General features: G+C 72.8%; 15 protein-coding genes and 2 pseudogenes. 7 read left to right on the top strand and 10 right to left on the bottom strand.

Annotated elements, in window-relative coordinates; genetic code table 11:
* Positions 1 to 2 precede the first annotated feature (2 nt).
* Positions 3 to 278 (top strand): HAD family hydrolase, encoded by a 276-nt coding sequence (locus BJF77_RS22270; protein WP_369821451.1) that lies wholly within the window; start codon positions 3 to 5, stop codon positions 276 to 278.
* Between the two features lie 695 nt (positions 279 to 973).
* Here BJF77_RS22270 and BJF77_RS22265 read toward each other — a convergent pair.
* From BJF77_RS22265 to BJF77_RS19195, 3 genes and pseudogenes are all read right to left on the bottom strand, one after another.
* A pseudogene (locus BJF77_RS22265) lies at positions 974 to 1,819 on the bottom strand (DEAD/DEAH box helicase); the annotation flags it as partial.
* A 479-nt stretch (positions 1,820 to 2,298) separates the two neighbouring features.
* A complete protein-coding gene (locus BJF77_RS19200) occupies positions 2,299 to 3,051 on the bottom strand; it encodes an SDR family NAD(P)-dependent oxidoreductase (RefSeq protein ID WP_047804435.1) in 753 nt (250 codons plus the stop codon).
* A 132-nt stretch (positions 3,052 to 3,183) separates the two neighbouring features.
* On the bottom strand, positions 3,184 to 3,963 hold the full coding sequence (locus tag BJF77_RS19195) for a type 1 glutamine amidotransferase domain-containing protein (RefSeq protein ID WP_075873166.1): 780 nt from the start codon (positions 3,961 to 3,963) through the stop codon (positions 3,184 to 3,186).
* A gap of 357 nt (positions 3,964 to 4,320) precedes the next feature.
* Between BJF77_RS19195 and BJF77_RS22955 the strand changes: the two genes are divergently transcribed.
* Both BJF77_RS22955 and BJF77_RS19185 read left to right on the top strand, forming a co-directional pair.
* The gene (locus BJF77_RS22955; protein ID WP_369821450.1) at positions 4,321 to 4,698 is read left to right on the top strand and encodes a hypothetical protein; all 378 of its coding nucleotides are present in this window, start codon (positions 4,321 to 4,323) and stop codon (positions 4,696 to 4,698) included.
* A gap of 4 nt (positions 4,699 to 4,702) precedes the next feature.
* On the top strand, positions 4,703 to 6,313 hold the full coding sequence (locus BJF77_RS19185; RefSeq protein WP_083665276.1) for an HNH endonuclease signature motif containing protein: 1,611 nt from the start codon (positions 4,703 to 4,705) through the stop codon (positions 6,311 to 6,313).
* A gap of 278 nt (positions 6,314 to 6,591) precedes the next feature.
* Here BJF77_RS19185 and BJF77_RS19180 read toward each other — a convergent pair whose 3' ends face one another.
* The 3 genes from BJF77_RS19180 to BJF77_RS19170 all read right to left on the bottom strand — a co-directional run bounded on the left by BJF77_RS19180 (position 6,592) and on the right by BJF77_RS19170 (position 10,400).
* The gene (locus BJF77_RS19180) at positions 6,592 to 7,467 is read right to left on the bottom strand and encodes a D-hexose-6-phosphate mutarotase (RefSeq protein WP_075873164.1); all 876 of its coding nucleotides are present in this window, start codon (positions 7,465 to 7,467) and stop codon (positions 6,592 to 6,594) included.
* Positions 7,468 to 7,545: 78 nt separating this feature from the next.
* The gene (locus tag BJF77_RS19175) at positions 7,546 to 8,991 is read right to left on the bottom strand and encodes a sodium:alanine symporter family protein (RefSeq protein ID WP_075873163.1); all 1,446 of its coding nucleotides are present in this window, start codon (positions 8,989 to 8,991) and stop codon (positions 7,546 to 7,548) included.
* 131 nt (positions 8,992 to 9,122) lie between these two features.
* Positions 9,123 to 10,400, bottom strand: a complete 1,278-nt coding sequence (locus BJF77_RS19170) for a multidrug effflux MFS transporter (protein ID WP_083665275.1) — start codon at positions 10,398 to 10,400, stop codon at positions 9,123 to 9,125.
* Between the two features lie 165 nt (positions 10,401 to 10,565).
* On the opposite strand from BJF77_RS19170, the gene BJF77_RS19165 reads away from it, so the two are divergent.
* From BJF77_RS19165 to BJF77_RS22260, 3 genes are read left to right on the top strand one after another with little or no spacing between them, the layout of a single operon-like run.
* On the top strand, positions 10,566 to 11,180 hold the full coding sequence (locus tag BJF77_RS19165; protein WP_047804440.1) for a TIGR00730 family Rossman fold protein: 615 nt from the start codon (positions 10,566 to 10,568) through the stop codon (positions 11,178 to 11,180).
* A 4-nt stretch (positions 11,181 to 11,184) separates the two neighbouring features.
* Entirely contained in the window at positions 11,185 to 12,096 is a 912-nt protein-coding gene (gene trmB / locus BJF77_RS19160) for a tRNA (guanosine(46)-N7)-methyltransferase TrmB (protein WP_255396372.1), read from the top strand.
* Positions 12,093 to 12,581 carry a GNAT family N-acetyltransferase gene (locus BJF77_RS22260; protein ID WP_255396371.1) on the top strand — a complete coding sequence of 163 codons (489 nt, stop codon included), beginning with the start codon at positions 12,093 to 12,095 and terminating at the stop codon, positions 12,579 to 12,581. Before trmB ends, BJF77_RS22260 begins: the two co-directional genes overlap by 4 nt.
* Positions 12,582 to 12,724: 143 nt before the next feature.
* Here the strand turns inward: BJF77_RS22260 and BJF77_RS22255 are convergent.
* The 4 genes and pseudogenes from BJF77_RS22255 to dnaK all read right to left on the bottom strand — a co-directional run bounded on the left by BJF77_RS22255 (position 12,725) and on the right by dnaK (position 16,832).
* A pseudogene (locus BJF77_RS22255) lies at positions 12,725 to 13,164 on the bottom strand (heat shock protein transcriptional repressor HspR).
* Position 13,165: 1 nt separating this feature from the next.
* Positions 13,166 to 14,182, bottom strand: a complete 1,017-nt coding sequence (locus tag BJF77_RS19145) for a DnaJ C-terminal domain-containing protein (protein ID WP_075873162.1) — start codon at positions 14,180 to 14,182, stop codon at positions 13,166 to 13,168.
* A gap of 155 nt (positions 14,183 to 14,337) precedes the next feature.
* A complete protein-coding gene (locus tag BJF77_RS19140) occupies positions 14,338 to 14,973 on the bottom strand; it encodes a nucleotide exchange factor GrpE (protein WP_047804443.1) in 636 nt (211 codons plus the stop codon).
* A gap of 2 nt (positions 14,974 to 14,975) precedes the next feature.
* Entirely contained in the window at positions 14,976 to 16,832 is a 1,857-nt protein-coding gene (gene dnaK / locus BJF77_RS19135; protein ID WP_075873161.1) for a molecular chaperone DnaK, read from the bottom strand.
* A 338-nt stretch (positions 16,833 to 17,170) separates the two neighbouring features.
* Between dnaK and BJF77_RS19130 the strand changes: the two genes are divergently transcribed.
* Entirely contained in the window at positions 17,171 to 19,165 is a 1,995-nt protein-coding gene (locus BJF77_RS19130) for a BCCT family transporter (protein WP_082157499.1), read from the top strand.
* Positions 19,166 to 19,197 lie beyond the last annotated feature (32 nt).

Genomic DNA, 19,197 nt, shown 5'->3' with positions numbered 1-19,197 from the left:
ACGTGCTGCGGGTGGTCGTGTCCCAGGAGGACGTGGAGCACGCGAAGCCGCACCCGGAGCCCTATCTGCTCGCGGCCCGGCGGCTGGGCGTGGACCCCGCGCAGTGCGTGGCGGTCGAGGACTCGCAGACCGGGGCCGCCAGCGCGGCGGCCGCCGGGATGCCGGTGGTCGTGGTGCCCGGGGAGCTCCCTGTGGAGGCCGCGCCCGGCTTCGTCCCCGTGGACGCCCACACCGACGTCACCCTGGCGTTCCTGCGCGGGCTCGCCCCTTCCGTCTGACGTTCCGCCGGACGTTCCGCCGGACGTTCCGCCGGATGACGACGAGGGCCCGTTCCCTGCTGCTCCGCGGATTGCGGGGCGGCAGGGAACGGGCCTCGTGGACGGTGCCCGGGCTGACCGGGCTGCGGCTCAGCGGGTCGCGGTGCCCTGCGGGGAGGACGCGCGGCGGGGGCTGCGGCTGCGGCGGCGCACGGCGGCCTGCGTCGCCCGGTCCGGTGCGGACTCGGTGGAGTACGCGGGCGCGGCGGAGCGCGTGGGCGCGGCCGAGCGAGCCGGTGCCGCCGAGCGGGAGGCCGAGCCGTTGCCCGGCCGGGACCCGGCGCGCCCGCCGTGGTCGTCGGGCGCTGGTCGCGGGAGCCGCCGCGCGGCTGCGTCGGAGGCGTTCTCGCCGCCGCGGCCGCGGCGCCGCCGGACCGGCCGGCGCCGGAGCGCTGACCGCCCGCCGGACGGCCCTGGGCCTGGACGGGCTGCGGCACGTAGGCGACCTTCTCGGCGCGCTCGCCCACCAGCTCGGTCACGGCCGGGGAGCCGACGGTCACGGTGTCGAAGTTCGCGGTGACGCCCGCGGCCTTCATCAGCTGGGTGACCTCGCGGCGCTCCTCCTTGGTGGCCACCGTGACCACGGAGCCGGAGGCGCCGGCGCGGGCGGTGCGCCCGGAGCGGTGCAGGTAGGACTTGTGCTCGGTGGGCGGGTCGATGTGCACGACCAGCTCGACCTCGTCCACGTGCACGCCGCGGGCGGCGACGTCGGTGGCCACGAGCACCCGCACGTCACCGGCGGAGAACTGCGCCAGGTTCCGGTCGCGGGCGTTCTGCGAGAGGTTGCCGTGCAGGTCCACCGCCGGGATGCCCATCTGGGTGAGCTTGCGGGCCATCTTCTTGGCGCGGTGCTTGGTGCGCGTGAACATCACGCGGCGCCCGGTGCCGGAGGCCAGGGCCTCGATGAGCTCCTGCTTCTCGTCGGCGTCGACCACGAGGACGTGGTGGTCCATGGTGGACACGGCCGCCTGCGGGGCGTCCACGGAGTGCTTGACCGGGTTGGACAGGAACTGCTTGACGAGCTTGTCCACGCCGCCGTCGAGGGTCGCCGAGAACAGCAGTCGCTGCCCGCCCTGCGGGGTGCGCTTGAGGATGCGGGTGACCACGGGCAGGAAGCCCATGTCGGCCATGTGGTCGGCCTCGTCGATGACCGTCACCCGGACGTCGTCCAGCGTGAGGATGTTCTGCTTGAGCAGGTCCTCGAGCCGGCCGGGGCAGGCGATGACGATGTCGGCGCCCTTGGCCAGCGCCTTCTCCTGGTTCTTCTGCGAGACGCCGCCGAAGATCACGGTGGTGGTCAGCCCGGCGGCCTCGGCGATCGGGGCCACGGTGCGGTCGATCTGCGTGGCCAGCTCGCGGGTCGGGGCCAGGACCAGGCCGGTGGGCCGGTTGGCGCGGCGGGCCGCACGGGCACCGTTGCCGCTCAGTCCGGCGAGCCGGGACACGAGCGGCAGCGCGAACGCCACGGTCTTGCCCGAACCGGTCTTGCCGCGGCCGAGCACGTCGCGGCCGGCCAGCGAGTCGGGGAGGGTCTTCTCCTGGATGGGGAACGCCTGCTCGATGCCCTGCTGGGCGAGGACGGCGGAGAGGGCCTTGGGCACGCCAAGGTCGGTGAAAGTAGCCAAAACTGGGATACGTCTTTCGATCGGATGTCCCGGCAAGGGGGTAGCGCGCCGGGTTGCGCCGAATGACTCCTGGAGCCCCTGCGAGCGGGCTGAGACCGTCTGGAACGGTGCCACGCTGGAAGAAGAACGGGGTGCTCGACGCCTGCCTGCTCACCCGGGGACGGGGAGCAGTGCCATATGCAATACGACTCACCCTACAGCACGGGCGTTCCGCCACCACCCGGATGTGGCGGAGGGCACGTCCGCGGCCGCCCGTCGCTCCCGCCGCGGCGGCCACCACGATCGGGTGCGGCGGGCGGGCGCGTCGAGCGGGAGCGGCGGGCGGGAACAGCCCGCGAGAGCGGCGGGCGGTCCGGCTACAGCGCGGTGTAGCCGCCGTCGACCAGGTAGTAGCCGCCGGTCATGAACGAGGCGGCGTCCGAGAGCAGGAACGTGGTCAGGGCGGCGACCTCCTCGGGGCGGCCGAGCCGGCCCAGCGGGTGCTTGGCGGCGAGACCCTGGAGCACCTCCGGAGGCGCGCTGTTCAGCAGCGGGGTCTCGATGTAGGCGGGACCGACCGCGTTGACGCGCACCCCGCGCTGCCCGTACTCCACCCCGGCCTGCTTGGTCAGGCCGACCACCCCGTGCTTGGCCGCGGTGTAGGCGCTGTTGCCCGCGGCCGTGGCCACGGTGCCGTGGATGGAGGCCATGTTGACGATCGCCCCGCCGCCCGCCTGCTCGATGGCCGGCAGCTGGTAGCGCATGCCGAACATCACCGCGTGCAGGTCGATCTGCACGGTGCGCACCCAGGCGTCGAGGTCCGATTCGCCGACGGCGTCCGTGGACCCGCCCACACCGGCGTTGTTCACCGCCAGGTGCAGGCCGCCGTAGGTCTGCTGGGCGAACTCGACCGCGGCCTCGCAGTCCTCGGGCTTCGCCACGTCCTGGCGGAAGCCGGCGGCGTTGCCGCCGGCGGCCATGATCGCCTGGACGACGTCGTCGATCCTCCGGGTGTCGATGTCCGTGACGACGACCTTGGCGCCCCGCGCCGCGAGGTCCTTGGCGCAGGCCTCGCCGATGCCGGAGGCGGCGCCGGTGACGAGCGCGACCTTGTTCCTGAGGTCAGTCATGTGCTTCTCCTGCCGTGTGTCCGCTGGGCCGGACCGGGTGGGCCGGCGTCCCCAGTCTCTCCGGGAACGGCGGGGTGCGCGAGGAGGACGGGGGCGCGTTCGCACCGCCCGCCCGTCCCGGACGGCCGGGGCTCAGGCCTCGCCGTCGTCCTCGGCCTTCTCGGCGTCGCGCGCCTGGCGCAGCGCGGCGGAGTCCGCCTCCTGGGCGGCCTTCTGCTCGCGCACCACCTCGGTCAGGAGCTTGGTCATCTCCTTGGCCACACCGGCCGCCGACTGGGGGTTCTGCCCGGTGACGAGGCGGTCGTCCACCACGACGTGCTCGGTCCAGTTCGGCGCCGTGCGCACGTCCGCGCCCTGCTCGACGAGCTTGTCCTCGAGCAGGAAGGGAACCACGTCCGACTTGCCGACCTCGTCCTCCTCGGCGTTGGTGAACGCGGCCACCCGGCGTCCCTCGACGATGCGCAGTCCGGTGGAGAGCTCCACGTCGACGAGTCCGGCCGGTCCGTGACAGACGGCGCCGACGATCCCCCCGGCGTCGTGCACGGCGGCCACCAGCGACTGCAGGTCGGGATTGCCGGCGAAGTCCCACATGGTGCCGTGCCCGCCCACGAGGTAGACGGCGTCGTACTGGGCGGGGTCGACCACGCTGATCCGCGGCGTGTTGTACAGGGAGGCCCGCACGGTCTCGTCCTCGAGGTACTGCTGCTGGACCTCGTCGTCCTCGTCCTTGCCGTCCTGCGGAGGCTGTCCGCCGGCGATCGAGGCGAAGTCGACGACGTACCCGGCGTCGCGGAAGACCTTCCACGGGTGGGCCGCCTCGCCGACGTAGTAGCCGGTGGGCTCCCCGGTGTCACCGAGGGTGTCGTGGCTGGTGAGAACGAGCAGAACCTTCTTCATGGTCTCGATGTCCATGTCTGTCCTTCCGTCGGGTGGCAGGACGCGGAGGGCGTCCCGCGGGCGGATGGCCAGCCTAGGCGCCGCCGGGAATCCCGGGGCGGGGTGTACGCTGCGGGCCGATTCCGCCCGGAGGGCGCGGAGCCGCCCCTGATAGGGTCATTGACGACTCAATGACCCTGTTCCCCACCCCGAAAGGACCGACCATGAGCCTCTCCAAACGCGATCCTGCGCGGCGTCTCCGGCGCCTACCTGCTGCAGTCCGGCTACGGCAAGAAGGACCTCCCCACGGAGGCCGCCGCAGGTCTCCAGCAGTTCGCCGCCACCGGCGTCCCCCAGTTCAAGGAGTGGGACGCCGACGCCTTCGGCAAGTTCGTGGCCTACTCCGAGATGGGCATCGGCGCCGCCCTGCTGACGCCGTTCGTCAACAAGCGCCTCGCGGGCCTGGCCCTCGGCGCCTTCTCCGCCGGCCTGCTCGCGATGTACTTCCGCAACCCGGACATGACCCAGGAGGACGGCATCCGCCCGACCGAGGCCGGCACCGGCCTCTCGAAGGACGCCTTCCTGGCCGCGATCGCCGCGGCCTGGTGGTCTCCAAGTAGTCACGGCCCCTCAGGGACCCCGCGGGTGCCGCACGTCCGGACGGACGGGCGGCACCCGTTTCACATCTCCCTCCGGAGGCGGGGCGCCGCGTCCTCCCCGGACGGGGGCGCCGCGCAGTCCTTAGGACGTCCGAGGCGGCCGGGACAATGACGTCATGACGACGACGTCGCACCGCCGGTCCCGTCCTGTTCCGGGCCCGCGCGGCACCGCTCCCGCCGGGGAGCGGGTGCTGGACACCGACGTCCGGGCCGAGGTCCGGGCGGTCGTCGGGCAGCTCGTGGACTCCGCGGCCGCCCAGGCACGGGAGGCGGGGCGCCAGCTGCGCTGCATCTACCGTCTGTGGCTGCTGGCCTGGGAGGACCGTGAGATCGACTGGGTCTCCTCCGCGGGGCTGATGCCGTCCGCGGCCGACGACCTCGTGTGCTCCCTCCTGGAGACCGAGGACCAGCTGGTGCGCGACGTCGCCGAGGAGATCGGCCCGGCGCTCCACCTGCCGGCGGGCACGGCGCTCGACCGCGTTCGCGAGGCCCTCGTGCTGGGTCTGCACCTTCCCGGAGCCCTCGAGGCGCTGGAGGCGGGCCGCTTCAGCGCCCGCCATGCCTCGGTGATCGCCGACCAGTGGCGGGAGCTGGTCGAGGACGCTCCGCCGGGTCAGGAGGCACCCCCGGCCCTCGTGCGGCGGCTCGCCGACGACCTGGTGGAACGGGCTCCGCACTGCACGGTGGCGCAGCTGCGCGCGTGGTCGCGACGCCGCCGCGCGGCGCTGCTGGCGGAGACCCACGAGGCCAGGCACCGGGCGGCCCGCGCAGGACGCCGCGTGTGGATCGAGCACGGCGAGGACGGCATGGCCTTCCTCCACGCGCTGCTCGACGCGCCCACGGCACTCGCGGTGCAGGACCGGCTCGACGCCCTCGTGGCGCTCCTCGGCCCCCAGGAGGCGGCCGCGGCGGCATCCGGCCCGGCAGACTCCGGGCCGGCACAGCCGGGCGGGCAGGCGCGGCCCGGCGAACACCTCCCGTTCGCGGACATCGCCGAGGCACCGGGCGCCGCGGACCACGCCGCCGGCACCGGGCGGCACGCGGCCGGCCGGACCGAGGCCCAGCTTCGCGCGGACGTCCTCGCCGATCTCCTGCTGGCCGGAGAGGTCTCCGACGACCCCTCGTTCCCGCGCGACGTGCGCGGCCAGGTCTGCGTGACGGTCCCGGTGCTCACCCTGCTGGGACCACGTCCCGGCGGCCCTGCCGAGGGGGTGCCCGACGACGCGCCGGTGCTCGCCGGCCACGGCCCGATCAGCGCGGAGGCGGCCCGCGAGCTCGCCGCAGGCGCATCGTCGTGGCAGCGCGTGCTGACGCACCCCCTCACGGGCGCCGTCCTCGACCACGACCGCACCAGCTACGCCGTGCCCGCCGATCTGCGCCGCCTGCTGCGGCTGCGCGACGGGACCTGCCGCTTCCCCGGATGCCGTCGGCGGGTCGAGCGGTGCGACCTCGACCACACGGTGGCGTGGCTGGACGGAGGGCGCACCGCCGCGGACAACCTCGCCCACCTGTGCCGCCACCACCATCTGGTCAAGCACCGCCACGGTGCACTCGGCCGCTGGTCGGTGCGGCACCTGGGGCCGGCGCGCTCCGGTGGAGCGCTCGAGTGGACGTCGCCGGCCGGGCGGACGTACCGGACCGTCCCGGACCCGTCGGCCGGATGGTCGTGGACCGGGACCTCCGCCGCGGCGTGGGCGCCGGAGGCGGCAGACCCTCCCCCGTTCTGACCGTCGGGTGCCCGAGGTGCGCCTCAGTGCCGTGTGAGCACCGGGGCCGCAGCCTCCGACAGTGCGGACCGCCGGACACCACGGTGCCCTCAGTGCCGCGTGGGCACCAAAGCCGAAACCCCCGACCGCGCCGGCCGGCGGAGGCAGGCCGCAGCGCCGTATGGGCACCGGGGCCGCAGCCTCCGACACCGCAGGCCACTGCACATGGCCTGCAGCGCGGCGTGTGCGGCAGGCCGGCCCCCTCCCGACGGCGTCGTCGATCCCAGGGCTCCTGCTTCTCAGGCGGGGGACCGACCCGGGTCCTGCTCGGTGGCCTCGACCGCCACCCGGTAGGCCATGGTGTGGGTCTCGTCCGGTTCCAGGTGCACGGCCTCGGCCTGGACGTTGGCCCCCTCGACGCACACGAAGTCGGTCCAGCCGTCCGCGCCGATGTCGGACATGGCGGCCGCCTGCTCCGCCCACGGGTTCCACACCACGGTGTTCCGCGAGTTCTCCTTGCGGATGCGCAGGACGCGCCCCAGGACGGGATCCACCACGGAGACCTCCGCGTCCGAGCGGTAGACGCGGTCCGTCTCGCCCTCGAGGTGGAGCGCGCCCTCCTGGACGCAGTCGTCGCGGTCCAGCACCTTGTCCCGGTAGCCGGCGCCGTCGAGGCCCTCCACCCGGATCTTCCGCGCGTCCCCGACCACCAGGTAGGCGTGCAGGGCCTCCTCGACGTCGAAGGCCCGGTCGTCGGTGTTCGTGATGCTCAGCTCCAGGGACAGCTCGGTCCCGAAACGCACCACGTAGTACGCCTCGAAGCGGTAGGGGAACTGCTCGCGGTGGGCCGGATCGGTGATGTCCTCGTCGGTGAGCCGGTAGACGACCACGGCCTCGTGGTCGGAGGACTCCCGCGACTCGACGTGCCACGGGAGCGTGCGCGCGAAGCCGTGCTTCGGCGCACGGCCGCCCGCGGCCCCGTCGGCGAACCACGGGAAGCAGATCGGGACGCCGCCGCGCACCGGGGTGCCTGTCTCCAGTGCCGTGCTCGGGGACAGCCACAGCACCGGTGCCTGCCCACGGGGGATCCAGTCGGTCACGTGGGCGCCCTGGTCGTAGACCGCGCCGGTGGCGGCCGCGCAGGAGAACGGGCGAGGGGCGGGAAGTCGGCTCATGCCCTCAGGCTAGACCGAGGGCCCGACCCCCGTCAGGACGTCGGGCCCTCGGGCGCCGGCGTGCCGGGCGCCGGCGCGTCAGACGCCGGTGCGCTCGTAGGAGTCGATCGCGCCGGGGCGGCCCTCCATGAACGCGTCGATCTGCTGCCGGTTCGCCCGCAGCTGCGGGTCGTGGTCCAGGTAGTGCTTGGTCTCCCGGGCGATCAGGCCGGACAGGATGAGCAGGCCCACCAGGTTGGGGATCGCCATCAGCCCGTTCATGACGTCGGCGAAGTTCCACACCACGGCCAGCGGCACCGTGCACCCGACGAAGACCACCGCGGAGAACACCAGGCGGTAGGGCATCACCGCGGCGACGCCGAAGAGCCGCTCCATGCAGCGCTCGCCGTAGTACGCCCAGCCGAGGATCGTGGAGTAGGCGAACAGGACCAGGCCGACGGTGACCACGATGTGCCCCCACTGCCCGGGCAGGCCCTGGCTGAACGCGTCGCCGGTCATGGTGGCGGCGAAGTCCGCGCCCTGCTCCCACACCCCCGTGGTGATGAGCACGAGGCCGCTGCAGGTGACCACGATGATGGTGTCGATGAAGGTCTGCGTCATGGACACGAGGCCCTGCCGGACCGGGTGGGTGGTCCGGGCGGCCGCCGCGGCGATCGCGGCCGAGCCCATGCCGGACTCGTTCGAGAAGATGCCGCGTGCCACGCCCATCTGCACGGCCAGCATGATGGCCGACCCGGCGAAGCCGCCGACCGCCGCCGTGCCGGTGAAGGCGTCCGTGAAGATCAGGACGACGGCCTGCGGGATGGCGGCGACGTTCACGATCAGGATGAAGAGCGCGCCCAGCACGTAGAACAGGATCATGAACGGCACGAACCCCGCCGTCACCTTGCCGATGGACTTGATGCCGCCCACGAGCACGGCCAGGGTCAGTGCCGCGAGCACCACGCCGGTGATCCAGGTCGGCACGCCGAAGGAGCTCTCGACGTTGGAGGCGATCGAGTTGCCCTGCGTCATGTTGCCGATCCCGAACGCGGCCAGGGCGGCGGCGATCGCGAAGAAGATCGCCAGGAACTTGCCGAACCCGGACGGGATGCCCCGCTCCAGGTAGTACTGGGGGCCGCCGGAGATCTCGCCCTTGGCGTCCGTGGTGCGGAACCGCACGGCCAGGAAGGCCTCGGAGTACTTGGACGCCATGCCGAGCAGGCCGGTGACCCACATCCAGAACAGTGCGCCGGGGCCGCCGATCGAGATGGCGGTGGCCACGCCCACGATGTTGCCGGTGCCCACGGTCGCCGCGAGCGCCGTGGTCAGCGCCTGGAACTGGGAGACGTCGCCGCCGTGGGCGTCCTCGTCCTTGCGCTCGAACAGCGCCAGGCGCAGCGCGGATCCGAGCCGTTGGAACTGCAGCCCGCCCAGCCGGACCGTGAGGTACAGGCCGGTGAGGAGCAGCAGGGGGATGAGGACGTACGGCCCCCAGATGATGCCGCCCAGCGTGCCGAGGGCAGTCTCGATGGATTGGAGCATGTGTTCTCCCGTGGGTGTCGGGTGGGTGGTCGAGCGGAGACCGGTCGAGGGTGTGATCTCCGTCTCTGCAGGAGGCATCTAATCACAGGTCCGGCGGTCCGCAGGTCAGGGGCCGGAAGGCCGGCTGCCGGTCACGGATCCGGAGGCGGGCCGGCGGAGGGGCTCGGTGCTCCCGGCGGCCGGCGGGAGCACCGAGCCGCGAGCAGCACGGCACCCACGGCCAGCAGGGAGCACACCGCCATGGACACGGCCATGGGCACCGCGCTGTGCTGCCCGGCCAGACCGGTCAGCGGGCTCACGAGACCGCCGATGAGGAACTGGACCAGCCCGAGCACCGCCGAGCCGGCGCCCGCCCGGCCGGGCACCCGCGACTGGGCCAGCGCCACGGCGTTGCCGAGGATGAACCCGATGCAGGTCTGGCTCACGAACAGGTGCGCCAGCGTGGTCCACCCGGTGATGCCCGCGAGGACCAGGACGAGCCCCACCACGTTGACCGTGCCCATGACCACGAGGGCGGTGCGCAGGACCGGCCCGGGCTCCGCCCTGCCGACGAGCCGGGTGTTGACGAGGGCCCCCAGGATCGAGCCGCAGGCGTTGACCGCGAAGATCACGGAGTAGCCCAGCGCCGAGTAGCCGAGCACGTTCTGCACCACGAAGGAGGAGGCGGAGATGTAGGAGAACAGCGCCCCGAACGCCGCTCCGAAGGCCAGCGCGTAGCCCATGAAGGACGGGGTGCGCAGCACGCGCCAGGAGCCGCCGACGACGGCCCCGACGCCGCCTCGGTGCCGCCGGTGCGGCGGCAGGGTCTCCGGGACCACGAGGACCGAGCACGCGAGCATCAGCAGCCCGAAGGCGGCGAGCGCCCAGAACACGGTCTGCCACGGAGCCACGGTGGCGATCACCCCGCCCAGCAGAGGGGCCACGACCGGGGCCAGGGAGGTGATGGTGGCGAGCACCGAGAAGAGCTGGGCGGCCCGGCGTCCGGAGGCGATGTCCGAGACCACGGCCCGGGCGATCACCACGCCCGCCGCTCCGGCGGCGCCCTGCACCGCGCGCAGCGCGATCACCGTGCCGACGCCGGGTGCGAGGACCACGGCCACGGAGCTGAGCAGGAACAGCACGTTGCCGGCGACCATGAGCCGGTGCCTCCCGAGCACGTCGGAGACCGGGCCCAGCAGGAACTGCCCCAGGGCCATGCCGATCATGTAGCTGGTGAGGGTCAGCTGCACCGCGGAGGTCGAGGCGCCGAAGTGCGCGGCCATGGCCGGCATGGACGCGAGGTACATGTCCGTGGCCATGGGGCTGACCGCACTGAGGATGCCCAGTGCCGCCACCAGCACGACCCGGTCCGCCCTGCCGCTGAGACGCAGACGGGAACGGACCGGCTGGCCGGGGATGGGTGAGCTCATGGTGGGTCGGTCCTCGGGAAGGGGCGTGCAGGGGCGGGTGCGGGTGGTGATGGTGGGTGCGGGGGCGGAGCGGGGACGGGGCGGCGGGCGCCGCTGTGGATGCGTGGCAGGGCGCGGGTGCAGCCCGGTTCATGCTATCGGCGCCGGTGCGGCGAGAATGTCCTCATGAGACTCGCCGTGTACACCGGGGCCTCCCTGGGCTCCGACCCCCTGTTCGCCGAGGCCGCCGCGGCCTTCGCCACCGAGCTCGCCCGCCGCGGGGTGGGCGTGGTCTACGGCGGCGGCCACGTGGGACTGATGGGCGTCGTCGCCGACGCCGCCCTGGCCGCCGGCGGCGAGGTGATCGGGGTGATGCCGCGCTCCCTCGTCGAGGACGAGACGGCCCACACCGGCCTGACCGAGCTGCGCGTCGTCGGGACGATGCACGAGCGCAAGGCGGAGATGGCCCGCCTCGCGGACGGGTTCGTGGCCCTGCCCGGAGGGCTCGGCACCCTGGAGGAGATCTTCGAGGCGTGGACCTGGCTGCAGGTGGGGGTGCACGCCAAGCCGGTCGGCTTCCTCGACGTCTCCGGGTTCTGGGGGCCCCTGCTGGACGCGGTCGCGGCGATGTCCGCCGCGGGGCTGGTGCGCCCGGAGTACCGTGACGCCGCCGTGGTCGCCCGGGACGCGGACGAGCTGCTGGCCCGCTTCGCGGTGTGGGAGGCGCCTCGCCGGCGCTGGGCCGAACCGCTCCTGCCGGACAGCGCCACCGGACCGGTCCGGCCTGCGCCTAGGATGTAGGGCGATGACCGAGCACACTCCCTCCCCCGCCGACACCCCTGCCGAGCCGCCTGCCGACGAGGCCGCTGACGTGAGCGCCGAAGAGGGCGCCGCAGGAAGCGCCGAGACGACGTCCGAGGATCCTGCCGAGGAGGCCGCCGGAGAGCACGCCGGGGGCATCGGCCAGGGCCCCGTCCCGGAGGCCTTCCACCGCCGGCCGTACTCCTTCGTGCGCCGCGGTGACCGCCTGACCGCCCGCCGCCAGAAGGCGTGGGACGACTGGGCGCCCACGCGCGTCCTGGACGTCCCGCGCGTGCGCACCGACACCTCCGTGCACCCCGACCACGAGTTCGACGCGGCCGCGGCCTTCGGGCGCGAGGCTCCTCTGGTCGTGGAGGTCGGCTCCGGGCTGGGCGAGGCCGTCGTGCACGCCGCCGCCCAGGATCCCGCTCGCGACTACCTCGCCGTCGAGGTGTACAAGCCGGGGATCGCGGACCTGCTGCTCAAGGCGGGCCAGGCCGGCGTGGACAACGTCCGGGTGGTCCAGGCCAACGCCCCCGAGGTCCTGGAGCACATGCTGGCCCCCGCCTCGGTCGACGAGCTGTGGGTGTTCTTCCCGGACCCGTGGCACAAGACCCGCCACCACAAGCGGCGCCTCGTCTCCCCCGCCTTCGCCGACCTGGCCGCACGGGTGCTCGTCCCGGGCGGGCTGTGGCGTCTGGCCACGGACTGGCAGGAGTACGCGCTCGTGATGCGCGAGGTCCTGGACGCCGCCCCCCGGTTCGAGAACCTGCACCCGGGTCCGCTCGCCGACGACGAGCACCCGGACGTGGGCTGGGCCCCCCGCTGGGAGGGCCGGGTCCTGACGAGCTTCGAGCGCAAGGCGCAGGAGGCGGGACGCGTGCCGCGCGACCTGACCTACCGCCGGCTTCCGTGAGCGTGGCAACCTCCCCGGACGGCTTCGTCGTCGTGCCCCCGGGGGATCCCCGCACGCGGCCGCTGCTGGAGGGCCTGCACCGGGAGTACGTGGCGCGCTACGGTCCGTCGATCGGCGCGGAGGAGATGGAGCACCACCCCGTCGACGAGTTCCGGGCCCCCACCGGAGGCCTCGTGCTGCTGCTCGAGGGCGGGCTGACGGTGGCCGGCGGCGCCTTCCGGCGGCACGACGACGTCACGGCCGAGCTCAAGCGCATCTGGACGGATCCCGCCCACCGCCGGCGGGGGTACTCCCGGCGGGTGCTGGCCGAGCTCGAGCGGCTCGCCGCCGCCGCCGGCTACCGGCGGATCTACCTCACCACCGGCAACCGCCAGCCCGAGGCCTCCGCCCTCTACCGGAGCACCGGGTACGTCCCGCTTCCCGGTGTCGCCCACAGCTACACGGACGGCGTGTACGACGTGGGCTTCGAGAAGCACCTGCGCTGAGCAGCATCTGCGCGGCCCAGCACCTGCGCCGAGCAGCACCTGCGCCGAGCAGCACCTGCGCCGAGCAGCACCTGCGCCGAGCGGCGCCCGCGCCGGGGCGCGGACGCCCGGAGCGCCCGCCGTCCGCGCCGCCGGCGGGCGGCTCAGCGCTCCTGCTGCCGCGGCGGCCGGTAGAGCACCACGCCTGGGAGATCTTGCGGGCCCGCGGGCGCGAGCCGCGGGCCATCCGCACCACGTCCCCGCCGATCCCGGCGGCGAAGATCCGTGAGGACTCCTCGGCCCGCTCCCGGGCCTCGTCGAGCTCCTGGGACAGCTCGGCCACCCTCGCCTGCAGGGCCGCGACCTGGTTCTCCAGCTGCAGGATGCGCCGGATGCCCTCCAGGGACACGCCCTGCTGGGAGAGCACCTGGATCTGCTGCAGCTTCTCGATGTCCCGCTGGGAGTAGCGCCGCGCCCGGCCCGGAGCGCGGGAGGGCTTGACCAGCCCGAGCCGGTCGTACTGGCGCAGCGTCTGCGGATGCATCTCCGCGATCTCTGCGGCCACGGAGATCACGAAGAGCGGCTGGTCGGCGTCGAGAGCCATCTCAGACCCGTGCCTTCGTGGCCAGGCCCGCCCGAGGGTCGTCGTCGGCGGTCGCCTCCGCGAACGCGCGGACCGCGGCCTCGGCCGCCTCGTCCAGGTGGGCGGGCACGTGCACCTCCACGGTCACGATCAGGTTCCCCGTGCCCTTGGCCGTGCTGAACCCGCGGCCCTTGACGCGGAAGCGCCGGCCCGAGGAGGTCCCGGCGGGCACCTTCAGCCGCACCGTGCCGCCGTCCAGGGTGGGCACGTCCACGGTGGCGCCCAGGGCCGCCTCGGGGAAGCTGATCGGCACGGTGACCTCGACGTCGTCCGTGCCGTCCACGCGGGTGAAGAACGGGTGCGAGCCCACGTGCACGGTGACGTAGAGGTCGCCGGGTCCGCCGGGGCCGGAGTGGCCCTTGCCGGCAAGCTTCAGCTTCTGCCCGTCGCGCACCCCGGCCGGGACGCGCACCGTGGTCTCCTGGCCGTTGCCGCGGCGCAGCTTCACGGTGGTGCCCTGCACCGAGGAGCGGAACGGGATGGAGGTCTCCGTGCGGATGTCCTCCCCGCGGGCGGGCGGGGCCTGGTAGCCGGCCCCGGGGGCGCCGTAGCCGCCCGGGCCGCCGAACTGCGAGAACAGGTCCTCGAAGCCGCCGGCCCCGCCGAAGCCGGCACCGCCGGTGGAGTAGCTGGTCCGCCGGCGCCGGCCACCGCCGCCGGCGCCGAAGATGTCCCCGAAGAGGTCCTCGAAGTTCGCCGAGCCGCCCGCGCCGGCCGGGCCGCCGGCCGTGAAGCGGGCACCGGAGCCCATGGCCCGGATCGCGTCGTACTGCTTGCGCTCCTCCGGGTCGGAGAGCACGGAGTTCGCCTCGGTGATGTCCTTGAACCGCTGCTCGGCCTCCGCGTCCCCGGGGTTCTGGTCGGGGTGGTACTGGCGGGCGAGCTTGCGGTAGGCCTTCTTGATGTCCGCCTCGGACGCGTCCTTGGAGACGCCGAGAATGCTGTAGAAGTCCTTGTCGATCCAGTCCTGGCTGGCCATGACGCCTCCTTTCTCTGGGGCCGGTGGGGGGTCCTGACGAGCAGCACCCGGTGGAAGTCCTGGGGTCGCCCCGGCGCGGTGCCGTGGCTGGGGGGACGGGAGGGGAGGCCCGTGGACGGGCCTCCCCTCCCGCGCCGGTCAGGCCGGGCCCGGCCTCACTCGGCGACGGCGACGGCCACCTGGGCCGGCCGCACGACGCGCTCGCCGATCCGGAAGCCGGAGCGCAGCACCATCGAGACCTGGTCGGGCTCGACCTCGCTGGTGGGCTGCTGGAGCACCGCCTCGTGGACGTTCGGGTCGAACGTCTCGCCGACCGCCCCGATGCGGGTCAGTCCCTGCCGGACGAGGATCTCCTCCAGCTTGTTCGCGATCGACGCGAACGGGCCGTCGGTGAGGTCCCCGGCCTGGCGGGCCGCGTCGATGTCGTCGAACACCGGCAGCAGGGTCTGCAGGAGGTCGCCGGTCACGAACGTGCGCAGCTGCTCCTTCTCACGGGCCGTGCGGTGCTTGAAGTTCACGAACTCGGCCTGCAGCCGGCGCAGCTCCTCGAGCCGCTCGGCGGCCAGCGCCGCGGACGGGTCCTCCTCCGCGGCCGCACCTGCGTCGGCGGAGCCGGCGTCGGTGGACTGCGGGGTCGAGAGGATGTCGTCCACGGTCAGGCCCTCCGGCCCGGCCTCCTCGGGGGAGCCGGGACCGGAGTCCTGCGCGGCCTGCTCGTCGGGGTTCCCGGCGGAGTTCTCGAAAGCGTTCTCCGCCGGGTTCTCGTCGGGTCCTGGCGTGGGATCGGGCATGCTCACTTCTTCTCGTTCTCGTCGTCGACGACCTCGGCGTCGACGATGTCCTCGTCGCCTGCCGCGCCGGTGGCGTCGGCGCCGGGGGCGCCCTCGGCGCCGTCGGCCTGCGCCTGCGCGTAGAGGGCCTCGCCGAGCTTGGTCTGGGACTGCTGGAGCTTGTCGTAGGCCGACTTCACGGCCGCCTCGTCCTCACCCTCGAGCGCCTGCTTCAGGGCGTCGACGTCGGCCTGGACCTCGGACTTCACGTCCGCGGGCAGCTTCTCGTCGTTGTCCTTCAGCAGCTTGTCCACGGAGTACGCCTGCTGCTCCGCGTTGTTGCGCAGGTCGGCGGCCTCCCGGCGCACCCGGTCCGCCTCGGCGTTGGCCTCGGCGTCCTTGACCATGCGGTCGATGTCCTCCTTGGAGAGGGAGGACCCGCCCGTGATGGTCATCGACTGCTCGGTGCCGGTGCCCTTGTCCTTGGCGGAGACGTGGACGATGCCGTTGGCGTCGATGTCGAAGGTGACCTCGATCTGCGGCATCCCGCGCGGGGCGGGGGCGATGCCGGTCAGCTCGAAGGTGCCCAGGTTCTTGTTGTCCCGGGTGAACTGGCGCTCTCCCTGGAAGACCTGGATGGACACGGAGGGCTGGTTGTCCTCGGCGGTGGTGAAGGTCTCGGACCGCTTCGTGGGGATGGCCGTGTTGCGCTCGATGAGCTTGGTCATCACGCCGCCCTTGGTCTCGATGCCCAGCGACAGCGGGGTCACGTCGATCAGCAGCACGTCCTTGCGGTCGCCCTTGAGCACACCCGCCTGGATCGCGGCGCCGACGGCGACGACCTCGTCCGGGTTCACGCCCTTGTTCGGCTCCTGGCCGGCCAGGCGCTGCACGGTCTCGGCGACCGCGGGCATGCGGGTCGAGCCGCCCACGAGGACCACGTGGTCGATGTCGGACACGGAGATGCCGGCCTCGGCGATGACGTCCTTGAACGGCTTCTCGGTGCGCTCGAGCAGGTCCCGGGTCAGCTCCTCGAACTTGGCGCGGGTGAGTCGCTCGTCCAGGTGCACCGGGCCCTCGGGGGTCACGGAGAGGTACTGCAGGGAGATGTTGGTGCTGGTCGCGGAGGACAGCTCCTTCTTGGCCTGCTCGGCGGTCTCCTTCAGCCGCTGGAGGGCGATCTTGTCCTTGGACAGATCGGCGCCGGTCTTGGACTTCACCTGCGACAGCAGCCAGTCGACGATGCGCTGGTCCCAGTCGTCGCCGCCCAGCCGGTTGTCACCGGCGGTGGCGCGGACCTGGATGGTGGAGAAGTCGTCCTCGTCCTTGCCGACCTCGAGCAGGGAGACGTCGAAGGTGCCGCCACCGAGGTCGAAGACGAGGATGAGCTCGTCCTCCTTGCCCTTCTCCAGGCCGTAGGCCAGGGCCGCGGCGGTCGGCTCGTTCACGATGCGCAGCACGTTCATGCCCGCGATCTCGCCGGCCTCCTTCGTGGCCTGGCGCTCGGCGTCGTTGAAGTACGCCGGGACCGTGATCACGGCGTCGGTGACCTTGTCGCCCAGGTAGGACTCGGCGTCGGTCTTCAGCTTCATGAGAATGCGCGCCGAGATCTCCTGCGCGGTGTAGTTCTTGCCGTCGATCTCCTTCGACCAGCCGGTGCCCATGTGGCGCTTGACCGAGGCGATGGTGCGGTCGACGTTGGTGACGGCCTGGCGCTTGGCGATGTCGCCGACCAGGGTCTCGCCGTCCTTGGAGAAGGCGACGACGGACGGGGTGGTCCGGTTGCCCTCGGCGTTCGCGATGACGGTGGGCTCGCCGCCCTCCAGCACGGACACCACGGAGTTGGTGGTGCCGAGGTCGATTCCTACTGCACGAGACATGGAGTGTTCTCCTTCGGGTCGAGCTGAACCGGGCGGGCCGTGACGGCCCCGTTGAGGTCCCGGAGGTCTCAGGTCTTGAGTTTTCCTGGCTCAAGTCTGCCATGCGACCGGCCGGTGTCAAGTCGACTTGAGTCGACCCGACTCAATTTCTCTGCGGTGCCTGGCGTGAGAGCGGATCCGCCCCCTGCTGCCGGGAGAGCTCTCCGGTAGACTGGGCTGCTGCGCCCGGGCCTCCGGGCCCTCCTCGACATCCCCGGGCCCGCCCCCGGGTCCGCCCCGCACGCCCACGCACGCATCCCGACACGACACCGCACGCACCCGACACCGCAGGAGCCTCCGTGAGCACCACACCACCCCATACGCCGCAGTCAGAGAGCCCGAACGGCTCACCCCACCGGCCCAAGCCGCGCGAGGTGCTGCGGGAGATCAACTATCCGCACGGCATCCACCCCGCGCTGGTCCCCGGCATCGCCGTGGAGGACCAGAAGCTGCGATACGGCACGGACAAGGTCGTCTTCCTCGTCACCGCCGCGCTGATCGTGGCGTTCATCGCGTGGGGCGTGCTCTCCACCGAGTCCCTGACCGCCGCCTCCACCGCGGCTCTGGGCTGGGTGACGGGCAACGCCGGCTGGTTCTTCACCGCGCTGTCCACGGCCGCCGTGCTGTTCATGCTCGTCGTCGGCTTCAGCCGCACCGGCCGCATCCCGCTGGGCATGGACGACGAGAAGCCCGAGTACTCCTTCTTCTCGTGGCTGGCCATGCTCTTCGCCGCGGGCATGGGCATCGGCCTGATGTTCTACGGCGCCTCCGAGCCGCTGAGCCACTTCGGCGCGGGCGTCCCCGGCTTCGGCGCGGATCCCGGGTCGGAGGAGATGACCGTCTACGCCCTCGTCCAGACGGCCTTCCACTGGGGTCTCAACCCCTGGGCCATGTACGCCGTGGTCGGCTCGGCCGTCGCCTACGGCGCCTACCGCCGCGGCCGTCCCCCGCTCATCAGCCGCATCTTCGTGCCGCTGATCGGCCAGCAGCGCGCCGAGGGCAGCCTGGGCCGGCTCATCGACGTGTTCGCCATCTTCGCGACCCTCTTCGGCACCGCGGCCTCCCTGGGGATCGGCGCGCTGCAGATCTCGCGGGGCCTCGAGATCGTGGCCGGATGGGGCCCGCTGGGCAACGGCGGCCTGATCGCGGTCATCGCCGTGCTCACCGCCGCCTTCGTGGTCTCCGCCGTCTCCGGTGTGGCCCGCGGCATCCGCTACCTGTCCAACACGAACCTGCTGCTGGCCTTCCTGCTGGCCCTGTTCGTGTTCGTGGCCGGGCCCACCGTCCTGATCCTGGACCTCGTGCCGGCCGTGTTCAGCACCTACCTGCAGGAGTATCTGTGGATGACCGGGCAGACCGGCGGCTGGGGCGAGGACTCGACCGCCTTCGCCGGCGGCTGGACCGTCTTCTACTGGGCGTGGTGGCTGTCCTGGTCCCCGTTCGTCGGCATGTTCATCGCCAAGATCTCCCGTGGCCGCACGCTGCGCCAGTTCGTGACCGTGGTGCTCGTGGTGCCCTCCTCGATGTGCGTGCTCTGGTTCGTGGTCATCGGCGGCACCGCCATGTACCTGCAGCGCACCGGGACCGACCTCGCGGCCGCGGGCGGCCAGGAGGCCGTGCTGTTCGGGATGCTCGACGCCCTGCCCCTGGGCGCGATCACGTCGGTGCTCGCCATGGTCATCATCGGCATCTTCTTCGTGACCAGCGCGGACTCGGCGTCCATCGTCATGGGCACCCTGTCCCAGCGCGGTCGGCCCGAGCCCAACCGCTCCATCGTCGTGTTCTGGGGCCTGTCCCTGGGCGGCATCGCAACGGTCATGATGCTCGTGGGCGGCGACGACGCCCTGACCGGGATGCAGAACCTCGTGACCGTCTCGGCCCTGCCGTTCGCGGTGATTGTCGCCTTCCTGATGGTCTCCTTCTACAAGGACCTGCGCAGCGACCCCGCCACGATCCGGCACGAGTTCGCCGTCACGGCCGTGCGCAAGGCCGTGATCCACGGCATCGAGGAGCACGGCGACGACTTCGCCCTCCAGGTGGAGCACGCCCCGGGCGCCCGGGCCGCCGGCGAGACGTTCGACTCGCACGACCCCGCCGTGACCGACTGGTACCGGCGCGTCGACGAGAACGGCCAGGAGATCGACCTCGACGCGGAGACCGGATCGCGTGCGGCCCCGGACGGATCGGTCCTGAACCCGGACGGATCCCGCCAGCACCCCGATCGGCCGCACCCGGAACCGGAACCGGCACCGGACGCGGATCTCCCGCTCCGTCAGGACCGGGACCGGACCTGACCCTCCCCCGGGACGAGAAGTGCGGCCGTCGC

Source organism: Kocuria sp. CNJ-770, from assembly GCF_001942375.1.
Classification (GTDB): Bacteria; Actinomycetota; Actinomycetes; order Actinomycetales; family Micrococcaceae; genus Kocuria; species Kocuria oceani.
Note: the sequence above shows the minus strand (reverse complement) of the source record. Positions and strands in the feature narration are given on the sequence as shown.

What these genes read in the sequence shown, in the direction of transcription:
- BJF77_RS19200 (WP_047804435.1), bottom strand. Translation starts at nt 3,051, where the DNA reads ATGACTGACCTCAGGAACAAGGTCGCGCTCGTCACCGGCGCCGCCTCC.
- BJF77_RS19195 (WP_075873166.1), bottom strand. Translation starts at nt 3,963, where the DNA reads ATGGACATCGAGACCATGAAGAAGGTTCTGCTCGTTCTCACCAGCCAC.
- BJF77_RS19185 (WP_083665276.1), top strand. Translation starts at nt 4,703, where the DNA reads ATGACGACGACGTCGCACCGCCGGTCCCGTCCTGTTCCGGGCCCGCGC.
- BJF77_RS19180 (WP_075873164.1), bottom strand. Translation starts at nt 7,467, where the DNA reads ATGAGCCGACTTCCCGCCCCTCGCCCGTTCTCCTGCGCGGCCGCCACC.
- BJF77_RS19175 (WP_075873163.1), bottom strand. Translation starts at nt 8,991, where the DNA reads ATGCTCCAATCCATCGAGACTGCCCTCGGCACGCTGGGCGGCATCATC.
- BJF77_RS19170 (WP_083665275.1), bottom strand. Translation starts at nt 10,400, where the DNA reads ATGAGCTCACCCATCCCCGGCCAGCCGGTCCGTTCCCGTCTGCGTCTC.
- BJF77_RS19165 (WP_047804440.1), top strand. Translation starts at nt 10,566, where the DNA reads ATGAGACTCGCCGTGTACACCGGGGCCTCCCTGGGCTCCGACCCCCTG.
- trmB (WP_255396372.1), top strand. Translation starts at nt 11,185, where the DNA reads ATGACCGAGCACACTCCCTCCCCCGCCGACACCCCTGCCGAGCCGCCT.
- BJF77_RS19145 (WP_075873162.1), bottom strand. Translation starts at nt 14,182, where the DNA reads ATGGCCAGCCAGGACTGGATCGACAAGGACTTCTACAGCATTCTCGGC.
- BJF77_RS19140 (WP_047804443.1), bottom strand. Translation starts at nt 14,973, where the DNA reads ATGCCCGATCCCACGCCAGGACCCGACGAGAACCCGGCGGAGAACGCT.
- dnaK (WP_075873161.1), bottom strand. Translation starts at nt 16,832, where the DNA reads ATGTCTCGTGCAGTAGGAATCGACCTCGGCACCACCAACTCCGTGGTG.